The 14998-nt window shown below is 70.6% G+C and carries 11 protein-coding genes and 1 pseudogene; 7 read left to right on the top strand and 5 right to left on the bottom strand.

Features of this window, described 5'->3' with window-relative positions; all coding sequences use genetic code 11:
* Window positions 1-16: 16 nt before the first annotated feature.
* From hflX to CJZ86_RS13120, 3 genes and pseudogenes are all read right to left on the bottom strand, one after another.
* Window positions 17-1279, bottom strand: a pseudogene (hflX, locus tag CJZ86_RS17390) (GTPase HflX); the annotation flags it as partial.
* Window positions 1280-1626: 347 nt separating this feature from the next.
* Window positions 1627-2295, bottom strand: coding sequence for an HAD-IA family hydrolase (locus tag CJZ86_RS13125; protein ID WP_094586505.1), 669 nt, complete (start codon window positions 2293-2295; stop codon window positions 1627-1629).
* Window positions 2292-3521 (bottom strand): NAD(P)/FAD-dependent oxidoreductase, encoded by a 1230-nt coding sequence (locus CJZ86_RS13120; protein WP_094586503.1) that lies wholly within the window; start codon window positions 3519-3521, stop codon window positions 2292-2294. Before CJZ86_RS13120 ends, CJZ86_RS13125 begins: the two co-directional genes overlap by 4 nt.
* A gap of 51 nt (window positions 3522-3572) precedes the next feature.
* On the opposite strand from CJZ86_RS13120, the gene CJZ86_RS13115 reads away from it, so the two are divergent.
* Window positions 3573-4406: a phosphoadenylyl-sulfate reductase gene (locus CJZ86_RS13115; RefSeq protein WP_094586501.1), complete on the top strand. Its 834-nt coding sequence runs from the start codon at window positions 3573-3575 to the stop codon at window positions 4404-4406.
* Window position 4407: 1 nt separating this feature from the next.
* Entirely contained in the window at window positions 4408-5181 is a 774-nt protein-coding gene (locus CJZ86_RS17550; protein ID WP_094586499.1) for a type III pantothenate kinase, read from the top strand.
* On the opposite strand, the gene bcp is transcribed toward CJZ86_RS17550, so the two are convergent.
* On the bottom strand, window positions 5151-5618 hold the full coding sequence (gene bcp / locus CJZ86_RS13105; RefSeq protein WP_094586497.1) for a thioredoxin-dependent thiol peroxidase: 468 nt from the start codon (window positions 5616-5618) through the stop codon (window positions 5151-5153). The genes CJZ86_RS17550 and bcp overlap by 31 nt on opposite strands.
* A gap of 185 nt (window positions 5619-5803) precedes the next feature.
* On the opposite strand from bcp, the gene CJZ86_RS13100 reads away from it, so the two are divergent.
* Window positions 5804-6514, top strand: a complete 711-nt coding sequence (locus CJZ86_RS13100; RefSeq protein ID WP_094586495.1) for an alpha/beta hydrolase — start codon at window positions 5804-5806, stop codon at window positions 6512-6514.
* 86 nt (window positions 6515-6600) lie between these two features.
* Here CJZ86_RS13100 and CJZ86_RS13095 read toward each other — a convergent pair whose 3' ends face one another.
* Window positions 6601-8835 carry an AAA family ATPase gene (locus CJZ86_RS13095; protein ID WP_094586493.1) on the bottom strand — a complete coding sequence of 745 codons (2235 nt, stop codon included), beginning with the start codon at window positions 8833-8835 and terminating at the stop codon, window positions 6601-6603.
* Between the two features lie 144 nt (window positions 8836-8979).
* Here CJZ86_RS13095 and CJZ86_RS13090 point away from each other — a divergent pair, with 144 nt between their 5' ends.
* Genes CJZ86_RS13090 through CJZ86_RS13075 form a run of 4 tightly spaced genes read left to right on the top strand, consistent with a single transcriptional unit; the run spans window position 8980 to window position 14992 of the window.
* Window positions 8980-10053: an efflux RND transporter periplasmic adaptor subunit gene (locus tag CJZ86_RS13090; protein ID WP_233134020.1), complete on the top strand. Its 1074-nt coding sequence runs from the start codon at window positions 8980-8982 to the stop codon at window positions 10051-10053.
* Between the two features lie 10 nt (window positions 10054-10063).
* A complete protein-coding gene (locus CJZ86_RS13085) occupies window positions 10064-13474 on the top strand; it encodes an efflux RND transporter permease subunit (protein WP_094586489.1) in 3411 nt (1136 codons plus the stop codon).
* Window positions 13474-13758, top strand: coding sequence for a hypothetical protein (locus CJZ86_RS13080; RefSeq protein ID WP_094586487.1), 285 nt, complete (start codon window positions 13474-13476; stop codon window positions 13756-13758). Before CJZ86_RS13085 ends, CJZ86_RS13080 begins: the two co-directional genes overlap by 1 nt.
* Window positions 13759-13810: 52 nt before the next feature.
* Window positions 13811-14992: an efflux RND transporter periplasmic adaptor subunit gene (locus tag CJZ86_RS13075; protein WP_094586550.1), complete on the top strand. Its 1182-nt coding sequence runs from the start codon at window positions 13811-13813 to the stop codon at window positions 14990-14992.
* Window positions 14993-14998 lie beyond the last annotated feature (6 nt).

Raw genomic sequence — 14998 nt, 5'->3', positions numbered from 1 at the left:
AGGCCTGCAGCTCCTGGAGCAGGTGCTGCAGGCCCAGGTCGGCGGTGGCTGAGACGAACAGCATGCCCGGTTCCAGGGCCCTGGCCCGCTCCAGCTCGCCGCTGGCGCAGCGGTCGATCTGGTTGCCGACCACCCGCCGGGGGATGGTGGCGTTGAGGGAATCGAGGATGGTCTGGACGGTGGCGAGCTGCTCGGGCCAGGCCGGATCCGCCAGGTCCACCACGATCAGCAGCCCGTCGGCGTCGAGGGCCTCCTCGAAGGTGGAACGGAAGGCCTCCATCAGCTGGGGCGGCAGCTCCCGGATGAATCCCACCGTGTCGGTGACCAGCAGCGGGTCGCCGCCGCTTCCCCCCCACCCGATCCGGCGGGTGGTGGGATCGAGGGTGGCGAAGAGCTTGTCCTCGGCCAGCACCGCCTGCGGGCCGCTGGCCCCCGTGAGGGCGTTGAGCAGGGAGCTCTTGCCCGCATTGGTGTAGCCCACGAGGGCCACCTTCGGCAGGTCGCGCCGGCCCTGGCGCAGCCGGGCCCGGTGGTCCCCCAGCCGCTGCACCTCCCGCTGCAGCCGTTCGATGCGGCGGGCGATGGCGCGCCGGTCCTTCTCCAGCTGGGTCTCGCCCGGGCCCCGGGTGCCGATGCCGCCCCCCTGCCGCGACAGGCTCAGGCCGCGGCCGGTGAGCCGCGGCAGGCGGTAGCGCAGCTGGGCCAGCTCCACCTGCAGGCGTCCGGCCCCGCTGGCGGCCCGCTGGGCAAAGATGTCGAGAATCAGTTCGCTGCGGTCGCTCACCGACAGATCGAGCAGGTTCTCCATGTCCCGGGCCTGGGCCGGCGTCAGTTCCCGGTCGGCCACCACCAGGCTGGCGCCGACGCGGCGGGCCTCCAGGGCCGCCTCCCGCAGCTTGCCCTCCCCCCAGGGGTTCCGGGTGGCGGGGCCCTGGCGGCGCTGCTCCACCCGCCCCACCGGCACGGCGCCGGCGCTGCGCACCAGACCCTCCAGTTCGGCGATGCGACGGTCGCTCAGGGCCCGGTCGCCGCTGGTCTGCACCAGCAGCAGCACCCGCTCGGGGCCGTCCGGGGTCGGGGCCGGGGCCGCGGCGGCCGGCGCCTCCTCGCTGACGAGGGCGGCGGGATCGTGGTCGCAGAGGTCGGCCAGATCCCCCTCCAGGACGCCCTGCCAGGCGCGGTCGCCGCTGGCGGCGGGGGTGTGGATGGCCGCCGGCCAGCGTCCGCCGGCCTCCGGTTGCTGGCCGAAGCGCAGCCACAGGTCCGGGGCCAGGTCCATGCCCACCACGGCCTCCTGGGGGGAGGGCTGCAGCTGGGCCTGGCGTCCGGCCCCGGCGCAGGTGAGCAGGCGCAGGTTGTGGCCCTGGCGCCGGGAGGGGCCGGGAAGTTTCTCCAGCAGGCGGGCGGCGTGGTCCAGTTCCCCCACCCACAGCAGCCGGCAGAGGCCGCGGCCATCCACCACCAGGGTCAGGGGCAGCTCCAGGCCCCGACCCTCGACCGCCAGGCGCTGCAGGGTGAGCAGGTCGGCGATCGCATCGGCGGGGTGGCGCCGGTGACAGATCTGCTCCAGCCGCCGCCGCTCGGCGGGCCGCAGGCCCGCCGTCCTGCCGGCCAGCACCCCCTGTCTCAAGGACGCCGCACCAGGAGGCAGCGCACCCCGGCGGCCCTGGCCCCGGCCCCATCCTCCGGGCTGTCGCCCACGTGCCAGACCTGGGAGGCGCTCAGCCCCAGGGACTCCAGCGCGATCCTGAAAGGCTGGGGCGATGGCTTGGCGGCCCCGGCGCTGCTGGAGACCACCACCGTCGCGAACAGATCGGCCAGGCCCAGGCCCTCCAGCAACGGCTGCAGGCGACGGTCGAAGTTGCTGACCACGGCCAGGCGCAGCCCCGCCCCGTGCCAGCGGCGCAGCACCGCCGGCACATCGGGGTAGACGCGCCAGAGGGAGGGGTCGGCGAAGCGATCGAACAGGGCGTGGTGCAGGGCCGTGGGGGCCGGCGCATCGCTCCCGCCGGCCGCCGCCAGCACGGCGTCGATGCGCTCCCCCCACCAGCCGCGCTCGGCCTCCAGCAGGCGGTCGCCCTCGAGGCCGGGGAAGGCCAGGGGAGGGGCCTGCCGCAGCACGCCCGGGAAGGCCCGGTCGATGGCCGCGGGGGCCACATCGATGCCGTGCTCGGCGGCCACGGCGGCATAGGTGGCCCCGACCGGCGAGCGCAGGCCGATCAGGGTGCCCATGGCATCGAGCAGCAGACCGCGGGGCCGGGGCCAGGGGGGCGCTGCAGCGGGCGTCGCCGTCATGGTGTCCAGTCGGCCAGCCAGCCGGCGGCCACCCGCAGCTGATGGGACCGGCCAGGCAGGCGGGTCAGGTAGGCCAGGCGCCGCAGCTGGTAGGCGGCCGGCCCGGCCAGGGTGACGCCGGAGCCGGTGAGGCTGGCTTCGCCGACGCCGAGGCTCATCATTTCGCCCAGATCCTTCCAGTGGAAGGGTTCCAGCGGTTCGCCCGCCAGGGAGCGGATCAGGTTGGCGGCCAGCACCGGGGCCTGCTGGAAGGCCACCTGGGCCGTGGAGGGGGCGCCGGGACCGGGGCCCTCGACGGCCGTGTCCTCCGGGTCGACCGGGGCGGCCAGATCGCCAGCCACGAAGAGATCGGAGTGCTCCAGCAGGCGCAGATCGGGCCCGCAGAGCAGGCGGCCGCGGCTGTCGCAGGCGGGAGCGGGGTCGATCCGTGGGGCACGGAAGCTGAGTCCGGCCGTCCAGACCACTGCCCGCACGGCGAGGGTTTCGGCGTGGGCGGGGCTGTCCCCGTCCGGTTGGCACCGGAGCGTGATCGCCTCGGCCTCGACCGCCTCCACCTGGGTGCGGGTACGCAGCCGCACATCACGGCGCCGCAGGGCCAGGGCGGCCTGTTCCCGGTTGAAGGCCCTGGCCTGGGGCAGCAGCTGCGGACCCTGCTCGATCAGTTCGATCACAGCGCTGCCCTCGGCCATGTCGGCGAGCTTGCAGGCCAGCTCCACCCCGGTCGGACCGGCTCCGACCACGGCGATGCGCTGCAGGGGCCTGCGCTGCTGTCTGAGCTCGGCCAGCAGGCGCTGGAGCCGCTCCACATCGGCCAGGCTGCGGAAGCCCAGGCAGTGGCGATCGGCCCCAGGTACCGCGAAGGTGTTGCTCTCGGCCCCCGTGGCGATGACGAGGCGGCCGTAGGGGATGGTGCGGCCGCCGGCGGTGTGCAGCCGATGGCCATCGGCGTCGATCCGCTCCACCCGGTCCTGCAGCCAGGCCAGGCCGCGGCCGGCCAGCAGGCCGTCGTAGCGGGGGGCGATCTCCCAGCCGCGGAGCTCCCCACTCAGCAGCTCGTAGAGAAGCGGCAGGAACAGGAAGCGGTCGTTCGGCTCGATCAGCAGGACGGGGGGATGCTGCTTCCGCTGGGCCAGGGCCAGGGCGGTGTACAGGCCGCCGAAGCCACCCCCGACGATGACAACGTTGTTCTGGGCCGGATTCCGGGCCGGATTCGGGTGCCCTTGCATGGCGTCACCCTAACCACATCGACCGGATCGCCGAAGGGCGATGATGGGTCCATGGTGTCCATCCCTGTCACGGCGTCCACCACGGCGTCCACCAGCCCCGCGGGCGGTGCGGCGGACCTGAATGCGGCTCTGGAGGCTCTGCCCCGCGATCGCCATGGCGCCGCCATCGATCTCGATGCTGCCCGGGCGGGCCTCGATCCCCTCGATGCGATCGGGCGGATGCGCTGGGCCCAGGAGGCGTTCGCCGGCCACTTCGCCGTCACCACCAGCTTCGGCATCCAGTCGGCCGTGATGCTGCACATGGTCAGCGCCCTCGACGGCTCCGGTGCCTGGCCCGCGATCCCGGTGCTCTGGGTCGACACCGGCTACCTGCCCCCCGAGACCTACCGCTACGCCGACCAGCTCTGCGATCGCCTCAAGCTGGATCTGCAGGTGCTTCAGGCCGACATGAGCCCGGCCCGGATGGAGGCTCTGCATGGCCGGCTGTGGGAGACGGGGGCGCCTGAAGACATGCGCACCTACAACCGCATCCGCAAGGTCGAACCCCTCGACCGGGGCCTGGAGCGGCTGCAGGTGCATTGCTGGGCCAGCGGGGTGCGGGCCCGCCAGACCGACCATCGCGGCGCCATGAACTGCCTGGATCCGGTGCGGCAGCGCTGGTCGCTGCGGCCCCTGCTCACCTGGAGCCGTCGCGACGTCTACTACTACATGCAGGAGCACGACCTGCCCCAGCATCCGCTGTTCGAGCAGGGCTATTCCACCGTCGGCGACTGGCACACCAGCGCCCCCGACGACGGCACCACCAACGGCCGGGCCACCCGCTTCGGCGGGCTGCAGCAGGAGTGCGGTATTCACCTCCCGGGCCTGATGGGCGAGGGCATCTGAGGTGCCGGGGCGCCAGCCCCGCTGGCTGCTGATCGGCAACAGCCGCTGGCACTGGGCCCTGGCCGACGGGGACGGCGGGGAGAGCGGCGAGGGCGGGCCGACCGAGGCGGGTCTGCGGTTCGTGCACCTGCCGCCGCCGACCTCGGCCGTGGAGCCGCCCCTGGCCTGGGCGGCGGTGGGTGCGGTGCCCCCGGAGGCTGCCCTGCCAGCCGCGTCACGGCTGCAGCTGGAGGACGTGCCCCTGGCCGGATCACCCCCCTGGCTCGGCATCGACCGGGCCCTGGCGGGCTGGTGGGCGGCCCGGCTGAGCGACGGCCCGGTGCTGGTGGCCGATGCGGGTACGGTGCTGAGTCTCACCCGGGTGGACGGCCGGGGCTGCTTCGCCGGCGGCCGGCTGATGGCGGGGGGCGCGCTGCAGCTGGCGGCCATGGGGTCGGGCACCGCGGGGCTGCCCACCCTGGAGGGGGACCTGGCGGCCGGCGCCGAGGCGTGGCCGCTGGCCACGGAGGAGGCGATGCGACGGGGGGTGGTGGAGGGTCTGGCGGCCGCGGTGCGGGAGGCCGGGCGCCAGGCCCGGGCGCAGGAGCCGGGCTGCCGGATCGTGCTCACCGGCGGTGACGGGCCCGCCCTGCTGCCGCTGCTGCGGCGATGGCCGGAGCTGGGGGAGGACGCCCTGACGCACCACCCCGAGCTCTGTCTGGAGGCCCTGGTGGCCCTGCGCCCCGCTGCGCCGGAGGGCGCGGCTCAGGCCAGGCCCAGGTCCTCGAGGATCTGATCGGCCATCTCCTCGGCCTTCACCTTGAGATAGATGCGCTCCAGCTTGCCCTCGGCGTCGACGACGAAGGTGTGCCGCATCATGCCCATGTACTCCTTGCCCATGAACTTCTTGAGCCCATAGCTGCCGTAGGCCTCGGCCACGGGACAGGGCTCGGCGTCGGTCAGCAGGGTGAAGGGCAGGTCGTACTTGGCGACGAACTTGCCGTGGCTGGTCGCGCCGTCCTTGCTGATCCCCAGCACCCGGATGCCATGGGTTTCGAAGGCGCTCCAGCGGTCGCGGAAGTTGCAGGCCTCCTTGGTGCAGCCCGGCGTGTCGTCCTTTGGATAGAAGTAGATCACCACCCGCTGGCCCCTCAGCCCGGCGAGGGAGACGGCCTCACCGGTCTGATCGGGGAGGGTGAAATCGGGGGCTGGATCTCCCACCTGCAGGGCCATGGGTCGAACCTTGGAGCGAATGACAACCACTTCACCCTAGGGGCAAGCTCCTGGATGGGGTCTCCCGCCGGGTCACCCCCAGGCTCGGAGTCCCACACCCGAGGGCCACGGCCGGGGGTGCCGCTTGCCGTTCTGTGTGGAGAGGCAAAGAAACTGCACACGAGATGTAGGCAGAATCACCTTCAATGCTTAGGTTGATAGCGAAGTCAACATCGCCTCCCGTGTTCAAGAGAATTCTCGCCGGTCTCTTTGTGGGAACGGCCGTCTCGGCCTCCGTGCTTCCCGCCTCCGCGGCCGTGGACAACGATCTGCCTGTCCGTTGGAACACCGGCGGTGCCGTGTGGTCCACCAACCAGGCCGCCTTCGATACGTTCCTTGGCTCCGGCGACATCACCGATCGCGGTCTGGAAGGCGGCCTGGCCCGCTCCGGCTGGACCTCCGACGAAGTCAAGTCGGGCATGACCAAGACCTACTCGGTCAATCTGGTCGGCGTGTCCCGCTTCCTCTACTCCGATGCGGGGGTGAAGTTCCTCAAGAACGCCACCAACAGCTACTTCCCGTACTACAGCATGAACACCTATGCGGTTCAGGCTCTGCGTTCGGCGATCATCTCCGATGCCAAGGACGGCTCGATCTCCTCGGCCGGCATCATGACGGCCCTGCCCACCGACTTCCGTCTTGCTGATTTCTGCAACACCTACACCGGTGCGCAGAACATCTGCGCCGAGGGTCGTTGCGCACCCGGCACCGCCCAGTGCACCTCCCTGCTCTCCTGGTACGTCTTCCTGCCCGCCTGCATCCAGGCCAACCAGATGGCCGACCCCGTCGCCATGGTCCGCGAGACCACCCCTGCTCCCGCTCCGATGATGGATCAGCCCGTCCGCGGCCTCTGGTGATTCACCGGGGGAGACCTTCTCCCCCCACACCTGTCGCCCCGGCCTCGCCGGGGCTTTTTTCATGGCCCTTCTTCATGGCGCCCTCCTCATGGCCCAGTGCGGCGATGGGCCAGCAGCAGGGTGTGCCCCAGGGGCTGGGGAAGGGAGGCCCCGCGCCGCTCCCGGAACAGGGCTTCGAGGGTCCTGCGGCCAGCGGCAGCCACCGCCGGGGTCAGCTGCTTCCGGTAGCTGGCCCCCTTGCCGAACCAGCGCTCCAGCAGGGCGTCGCTGAGGGGCAGCTCGAGGGCCTCCTCCCAGAAGCGTCGCTGCACGCTCCAGCCGAGGGATTCCAGGCCCTCCTGCACGCGATCGGCCTGATCGGCGTCGGCCGCCAGCCACTCCCGTTCCAGCTCGGCCGCCGTCTCGAGCACAGCCGGCGTCGCGCCGGTGGCGCTGCGTCCCACCAGGGCGCGCAGGCTCCCCGCCGGCCCCAGCAGGGGATGGGTGAACAGCAACCGGGCCCGGGCACCGGGGGCCGCCAGGGCCGTGAGCAGCTCCAGCCAGGCCCGCCGCTGCTCCGCCGTGCAGCCACGCCACGGCTGGCGCGCCGCGATCCACTCGAAGCGCCCCTCCTCTTTGGGCCACGGCTCCAGCTGGGCCTGGAGCGGTTCGGGCCCCTCCGGGGCCGCGGCCAGCAGACGGGGGCGCCGCAGCTGATCCAGCAGCTGCAGCTGGGCCTGCAGGCGATCGAGCACGGCCGCCGATGGCGTGGCCAGCACCACCTCCCCCTCGCTGGCCGCCTCCAGCGGATCGAGGGCCCAGAGCAGGGAGTGGGCCTCCAGCACCAGCACCCGGTCGAGGCGGCCGATGGCGGCCTCCTCCCAGAACCGTCGGCGCAGGCGGTCGAGCCGCTCGCCCTCGGCCCCGGCCTGGCGCTGCAGCCAGCGGTTGAGCAGGGGATCGTCCGGGCTGCTGCTGAGCAGGTCGCCGCGGTCGTCGGCGGCCGTTTCGGCCGCGGCGGCCAGCTGGGCGGCCCGGCGCTGCTGCAGCCGTTTGCGCAGTCCCCCTTCCCAGCCCAGGGCCCCCGGCTGCCAGAACACCTCCCCCTGCAGGGACTGGGGCAGGTACTGCTGGGCCACCCAGTGGTCGGCATAGGCGTGGGGGTAGCGGTAGCCCACCCCATCGCCGAAGGCCTGGCCGTCCCGGTTGGCATCGCGCAGATGGGCGGGCACCTGCTGGCGCCGGGCTTCGCGCACCGCCTTCACCGCATCGAAGAAGCCGAGGCTGCTGTTGCTCTTCTCGGTGCCGGCCAGGTAGAGGGTGGCGTGGGCCAGGGGGTAGAGCCCCTCCGGCAGCCCGACCCGGTCGAAGGCCGCGGCGCACGCCTCCACCACCACCATTGCCTGGGGATCGGCCAGGCCGATGTCCTCACCGGCGGAGATCAGCAGGCGCCGCAGGATGAAGCGTGGGTTCTCGCCGGCCTCCACCATCCGCGCCAGCCAGAACAGGGCCGCATCGGGGTCGGAACCCCGGATCGACTTGATGAAGGCGCTGATCGTGTCGAAGTGGGCATCCCCCTGCTTGTCGTAGAGCACCGCCCGCTGCTGGATCGATTCCTCGGCGATGGCCAGGTCGATGCGGATCACACCGTCGGCCTCGGCTTCGGTGGTCTCCACCGCCAGCTCGAGGGCGTTGAGCAGGCTGCGGGCATCGCCCCCCGCCACGTCCAGCAGGTGGGCGCCCGCTTCCTCGGAGAGCTCGACGCGGCGCTGGCCGTAGCCGTGTTCCGGATCGGCCAGGGCCCGCTCCAGCAGCAGGCGCAGGTCTTCCGGCTCCAGGGGCTGGAGGCGGAACAGGCGCGAGCGGCTGACCAGGGCCTTGTTGACCTCGAAGTAGGGGTTTTCGGTGGTGGCGCCGATCAGGGTGACGGTGCCGTTCTCCACCCAGGGCAGCAGGGCGTCCTGCTGGGCGCTGTTGAAGCGGTGCACCTCATCGATGAACAGGATCGTGCGCAGGCCGTGGTGCTCCAGCCGCTGCTTGGCGGCGTCCACCTCGGCGCGCAGGTCCTTCACCCCCGCCAGCACGGCGTTGAGGCTGCTGAAGTGGGCCCGGGTGCTGCCGGCGATGATCCGCGCCAGCGTCGTCTTTCCGGTGCCGGGGGGGCCGTGCAGGATCAGGTTGCCGACCCGGTCGGCGGCGATGGCGCGGCGCAGGAGACGCCCCGGACCCAGGATCGCCGCCTGGCCCACGAAGTCGTCGAGGCTGCGCGGCCGCAGCCGGTCGGCCAGCGGGGCGATCCTGCGCCTGGCCTGCTCGCCCTGATGCCAGAACAGATCACTCACCGCCCCATCATCTCGCCGGGAGAGCCTCCGGAGCGGTACGGTCTGGCGGAAGCCTTGTCCGTCGCTGAACCCGTGATCGGCCATCCGAGCAGGCCGCCTCTTCCCGGGGCATCCACGGGGCGCCTGCGACGCTCCCTCAACGCCTTGCCCGCTGCCGCCGCCCTTTTCTGCGCGGCCCTGCTGGGGGCCTGCCAGGCGGAAGCTCCCCCTGGCCGACCACCGCTGTCGGTGCGTGCCGAGCCGGCCACCCTGGCCGCCTTCACCGACAACGTCGACACCGTCAGCACCCTCGAAGCCATCGAGGAGGTGCGGCTGGCGGCCCAGGCCGGCGGACGGATCGAGCGGCTGCTGGTGGGCCAGGGCGACAAGGTGGCCGTCGGTCAGATCCTGCTGGTGCTCGATCAGGCCCAGGCCCGCGCCGATGTGGCCCGCCTGGAGGCGGAGGTCCAGACCAACAAGCTCAACTACGAGCGCTACGAGTATCTGGTGCGGCAGGGGGCCGCCAGCGCTTTCCAGCGGGACGAATTCCGCCAGCGCTACCTCTCCTCACGGCAGGACCTGGTGGCGCGCCGGGCCGACCTGGCCTTCCGCGATCTCAAGGCGCCCATCGCCGGGACCGTGGGGGATGTGCAGGTGAAGCTCGGGGATGTGATCGCCGCCGGCGATCCCTTCACCACGATCATCCGCAACGACCGGCTGATGGCCCGGGTGGATGTGCCGGCGGTGTTCTCCAGCCGGCTGCGGGTGGGGCAGACGGTGATCCTCATGGATCCGGCCACCAACAAGCCGATGGCCCAGGGGGTGGTGGGCTCCCTCGATCCGGGTGTGGTGGCCGGCACCCAGTCCCTGCTGGCCAAGGCCGAGTTCGCCAATCCGGGCGGGGTTCTGCGCACCGGGTTGCGCACCCGCACCCGCCTGGTGCTCGACAGTCGCCAGGAGCTCTCGGTTCCCTTCGCCGCCGTCACCCAGGTCTCCGGCCAGAGCTTCGTCTACGAGGTGGGCAGCCTGGCCGATCTGGAACGGCGCCCCGGCCGCACCGACCTTGCCGTGGCCCGCAAGCTCCCCGCCGGCACCAGCTTCGCCCTCCAGACCCCGGTGCAGCTGGGCCCCCTGCAGAACAACCGCTATCCGGTGCTCAGGGGACTCCAGCCCGGCACCCGCGTGATCACCACCAACCTGATCAACCTCCGCAACGGCGCGCCCGTCAAGGTCAACTGAGTCCAGCCTGATGTCTCCTTCGAACACGTTCATCCTCAGGCCGGTGCTCACCACGGTGTGCAGCCTGTTGATCGTGATCGCCGGCCTGATCGCGATTCCGCTGTTGCCGATCGAGAGCCTGCCGGACATCGCCCCGCCCACGGTGCGGGTCACCTCCCGCTACGTGGGGGCTGACGCGGTCAGCGTCGAGCAGGGCGTCACCAGCGTGCTCGAGCAGCAGATCAACGGGGTGCAGAACATGGAGTTCATTACCTCCACCAGTGCGGCCGATGGCTCCAGCTCCATCTCCGTCACCTTCGCCAGCGGCAGCGACGGTGACATCAACCAGGTGAACGTCCAGAACAGGGTGTCCCTGGCACAGCCGAGCCTGCCGGAGGAGGTGCGGCAATCGGGCATCACGGTCAACAAGGCCTCGAACTCGATCCTGCTCGTTTACAACTTCACCAGCGAAGATCCGAAGAACCAGTACAGCCTCGAGACCATCAGCGGCCTGCTGGATCAGAACCTCACCGATGCGGTGCGGCGGGTGCCCGGTGTCGGTGAGCTCACCTATTTCGGCAACCGGCAGCTGGCCTTCCGCCTCTGGCTGGATCCGGACCGCCTGGCCGCCAACAAGCTTTCCGCCGCTGATGTGGTGGCGGCCCTGCGCAGCCAGAACCGGCTGGTGCCCGTGGGCCGCATCGGCGGTGCCCCCTCCCCCGAGGGCCAGCAGTTCACCCTCACCGTGCAGCTGCAGGGCCGGCTGCGGACTACGGAGGAATTCGGCTCGATGATCCTGCGCTCCACCGCCGACGGTGGCCTGGTGCGTCTGCGGGACGTGGGTCGGGTGACGCTCGGGGGTGAATCCTTCGACATCGAGGCCACCGACCTGCGCGGTGTCCCTTCGGTGGGCATGGCGGTCTATCAGCTCACCGGCAGCAACGCCCTCGATGTCTCCAACGGGGTTGAGGAGGTGATCAAGGAGTTCGCCGAGACCTTGCCGGTCGGGATGACGATCCAGAAGATCTACGACAACACCGAATTCGTCGAGGCCTCGATCGAAGGAGTCACCACCGCCCTGCGGGAGGCGGTGGTGCTGGTGGTGCTGATCCTGTTCCTGTTTCTGCAGAACTGGAAGGCCACCCTGGTGCCGGCCATCGCCATTCCGGTGGCCCTGGTGGGCACCTTCCTGTTCGTGCAGGCCTTCGGCTTCACCCTCAACCAGCTCACCCTGTTCGGCCTGGTGCTGGCGACGGGCCTGGTGGTGGATGACGCCATCACCGTGATCGAGGACACCTCCACCAAGAAGGGCTCCGGCCTCAGTGCCCTGGAGAGCGCCAAGGCCACCATGGACGAGCTGTTCGGCGCGGTGATCGCCACCTCCCTGGTGCTGTTCGCGGTGTTCGTGCCGGTGCTGTTCTTCCCCGGAGCCACCGGGACGATCTACAAGCAGTTCGCCGCCACGATCATCTTCTCGATCCTGATCTCCACCTTCAACGCCCTCACCTTCTCGCCGATGCTTTCGGCCCTGCTGCTGGCCCGGGAGAGTGAGCCGCCCAGCCGCCGCACCTATGCGATTTCCGGTGTGTTCATCGGTTTCGTCTACGGGCTGCTGGCCAGCGGCGGCGGCATCCTGGTGGCCCTCGGCGTTCTGGCCCTGGCCGCGGCGATCGGCTTCGGCCTGCACCTGCTCACCCGCCTGCCGCTGCGGCTGCCCTTCGCCATCGGCGGTGCCGTCGCGGCCGTGATGCTGGGGCAGCTGAACAGCCCGCTGGAGGTGCTGGTCTACACGCTGATCGGCGGGCTGCTCGGCTGGGGTGCCCCGTTCATCTTCCGCCGCTTCAACGTCATCTATGCCGGCGTTGAGCGGCGCTACCACGCCGGTCTGGCCTGGGTGCTGGGCAAGCGCCGGCTGATCATGGCCCTGCTGGCCGGCGGCATCGTGCTCACCGGTTTCGCCTTCACCTCGATCCCGACAGGCTTCGTGCCAGTCGAAGACCAGGGCTACGCCATCGGCATTGTCCAGGGCCCTGACGGCGCCTCCCTGGAGACGACGCGCCGCATCAACCAGCGGGTGGCGGAAATCCTGCGCAGCGAGAAGGACATCACCACGGCGGCGGTGTTCAGCGGCGCCAGCCTCGATGGCAACGCCCCCAACCGGGGCCTGTTCTTCTTCGGCACCCGCAACTGGGACGATCGGACCTCCGATGAGCAGTCGGTGGCGTCGATCACCCAGCGGCTGAACCGCAAGCTGTCGGTGATCCAGGAGGCCCGCATCATCGTCGTCGAACCCCCCGCCATCCCCGGCTACGGCACCGGGGCGGGCTTCGAGATGCAGATGCTCAACCGCAGTGGGGGTGCGCTTTCCTCGGCCGATTTCTTCGCGGCGGCCACCCAGCTGGTCAGCAAGGCCAACCAGAGCGGTCTGTTCGATCGGGTGTTCACCCAGTTCTCCCCCGAGGCCCCCCAGCTGCAGATCCTCGTCGACCGCGACCGCATGGCGGCCCTCGGGGTCGACTACGGCACGGCGATGCAGACGTTCAGCTTCAACATCGGCTCCTTCTATGTCAATGACACCTTCGATGCCGGCAGGGTTCGCCGCATCTTCGTCCAGGCCGATGAGCGCTACCGCGCCAATCCGGAGCAGCTGAAGTCCCTGTACGTGCCCAATGCCAGCGGTGAGCAGATCCCCCTGTCCGAGTTCATCAGCGTCGAATCGACCACGGGCCCGTCGGTGATTCCCCGCTTCAACCTGTTCCGCTCCATCAAGGTGGAGGGGTCGGCCCTGCCGGGCCGCAGCTCCGGGCAGGCGATCAAGGACATCCAGGACCTCTTCAACAACCTCTCCACCACGGGCGTCGGCTACGACTGGACCGGCATCTCCCGGGAGGAGGTGGCGGCGGGGGCCCTGGCGATCGTGATCTTCGCCCTCGGCATCCTCACCGTCTACCTGGTGCTCTCGGCCCAGTACGAGAGCTACAGCGACCCTTTGATCATCCTGATGACCGTGCCGACGGCCATGCTCGGGGCCCTGGCCTTCCTTTACCTGAGGGGTGAAGTTCTCAACATCTATGCCCAGGTGGGTCTGGTGATGCTGATCGGTCTGGCGGCCAAGAACGGCATCCTCATCGTCGATCTCGCCAACCAGCGCATGCAGGAGGGTGAATCCGCCCTGGAAGCTGCGCGGGCCTCTGCCCAGTCCCGCTTCCGGCCGATCCTGATGACCGCCATCTCCTCCCTGTTCGGCTTTCTGCCCCTGGTGTTTGCCAGCGGTGCCGGTGCCCGCAGTCAGGCTTCTCTGGGTACGGTGGTCTTCGGGGGCCTGGCCGTGGCCACCGTGCTGTCCCTGTTCGTGGTGCCCGTGTTCTACGTCGTCATGAAGCAGCTCACCGCCGGATCCCCGCCCACCGAGGCCGAAGCCTCCCCCGGCATGGGCGCCTGATGCCGGCCCCCTGCCCACCGCTGAGCGGCCGCCGGGTGCTCTGCGCCGGCCTGCTCACCGGTGTGGTGGGCCTGGCCATCGCCCTGTTCCTGCGTTCCATCGTCGAGCACACCCCCCTGCGGGTCACCCCCCAGGCCCTCTTCTGGAGCACCGTGGTGCTCGGTGGTTTCGGTGTGGTGGCCGGCATGGCGGTGGAGGCGGTGCGGCAGTTGCAGGAATCCAACCCGGAGCCCGACTACCACCGGCACCATGGCCGGGGCGGCGGGCGCGGCCCACGCCGCTGAGGGGCCGCATGGCGCTCCGGCCCAGTGGGGCGGTCGGACCTTTTCCGGTACCTTGCGGGGGTATGAACCCGGTCCGGTGCGCTGGCAGGCTCTCCCTTCTCTCCTTCCCCTGACGTGGCTGCTGGCCGCCTGCGGCTCCGCCGCCCCTGAGGCCAGGCCGCCCCTGGTGGTCCAGACGGTGACGGTGGGGGAGTTCCGCTTCACGCCGGGCATCGAGACGATCAGCACGATCGAGTCCACCTCCAACGTGGTCATGCGGCCCCAGTCGGATGGCCGGGTGGTGCGGATCCTGGCCAGGGAGGGCCAGCAGGTGAAGGCGGGCCAGCCGATCCTGGTGCTCGACAACGTGCAGGAATCGGCCACCCTCGATTCCGACCGGGCCGAGGCGATCAAGGATCGCGTCAACGCCGAGCGCTATGTCTTCCTCAACGAGCAGGGGGCTGTCTCGACCAAGGACCGGGATTACTACATCACCCAGGCGATCCAGAGCCGCGACCAGGCCCGCTCCAGTGCCGCCACCTTGGGGTACAAGTTCGTCACCGCGCCCATCGACGGGGTGATCGGCAACCTCGATACGGTCAAGCTGGGGGATTACGTGCGCCAGGGCCAGGCGATCACGGGAATCGTCAACAACTCCTCCCTCTGGACCCTGATGGATGTGCCGGCCACCCAGTCCAGCCAGGTGAAAATCGGTCAGCCGGTGCAGGTGGAGAGCCAGGGCAATCCCCCGGTGCGGGGCGAGGGGCGGGTGGTGTTCGTCTCCCCCTACTTCGCCAATGCCACCCAGTCCTCGGGCCAACCCAACACGGTGCTGGTGAAGGCGGAATTCCCCAATCTCACGGGGGTGCTGAAGACCGGGCAGTACGTGCGCAACCGCATCATCACCGGTGTCAGCGACCAGCTGGCGGTGCCGGTGGAGGCGGTGATGATGCAGGCCCAGCAACCGTTCGTGTACCGGGTGCTGCCCCTCTCCACGGTCCTGCCCCAGATCAAGGCCTCGGATCAGATGCTGCCCGCCCAGAAGCAGAAGCTGGAGAAGCTCCCCGGCACCACGCCGGTGGTGGTGCAGACGGCGGTGAAGCTGGGCAAGCTGCAGAACAACGCCTATCCGGTGCTCTCCGGCCTGACCAAGGGCGATGAGGTGGTGGTGAGCAACACGGCCCTGCTGCGCTCCGGCATGCCGGTGCGGCGGGCACCGGCTCCGGCTACGACCCCGGCACCGGCGGCGAGCTGAACTCCG

Origin of the sequence: Synechococcus sp. BO 8801 (assembly GCF_002252675.1) — a bacterium.
Lineage (GTDB): Bacteria > Cyanobacteriota > Cyanobacteriia > PCC-6307 > Cyanobiaceae > Cyanobium.
The sequence above is the reverse complement of the archived record's forward strand: the minus strand, read 5'-3'. Positions and strand labels throughout refer to the sequence as shown.

What these genes read in the sequence shown, in the direction of transcription:
- CJZ86_RS13125 (WP_094586505.1), bottom strand. Translation starts at nt 2,295, where the DNA reads ATGACGGCGACGCCCGCTGCAGCGCCCCCCTGGCCCCGGCCCCGCGGT.
- CJZ86_RS13120 (WP_094586503.1), bottom strand. Translation starts at nt 3,521, where the DNA reads ATGCAAGGGCACCCGAATCCGGCCCGGAATCCGGCCCAGAACAACGTT.
- CJZ86_RS13115 (WP_094586501.1), top strand. Translation starts at nt 3,573, where the DNA reads ATGGTGTCCATCCCTGTCACGGCGTCCACCACGGCGTCCACCAGCCCC.
- bcp (WP_094586497.1), bottom strand. Translation starts at nt 5,618, where the DNA reads ATGGCCCTGCAGGTGGGAGATCCAGCCCCCGATTTCACCCTCCCCGAT.
- CJZ86_RS13100 (WP_094586495.1), top strand. Translation starts at nt 5,804, where the DNA reads ATGCTTAGGTTGATAGCGAAGTCAACATCGCCTCCCGTGTTCAAGAGA.
- CJZ86_RS13085 (WP_094586489.1), top strand. Translation starts at nt 10,064, where the DNA reads ATGTCTCCTTCGAACACGTTCATCCTCAGGCCGGTGCTCACCACGGTG.
- CJZ86_RS13080 (WP_094586487.1), top strand. Translation starts at nt 13,474, where the DNA reads ATGCCGGCCCCCTGCCCACCGCTGAGCGGCCGCCGGGTGCTCTGCGCC.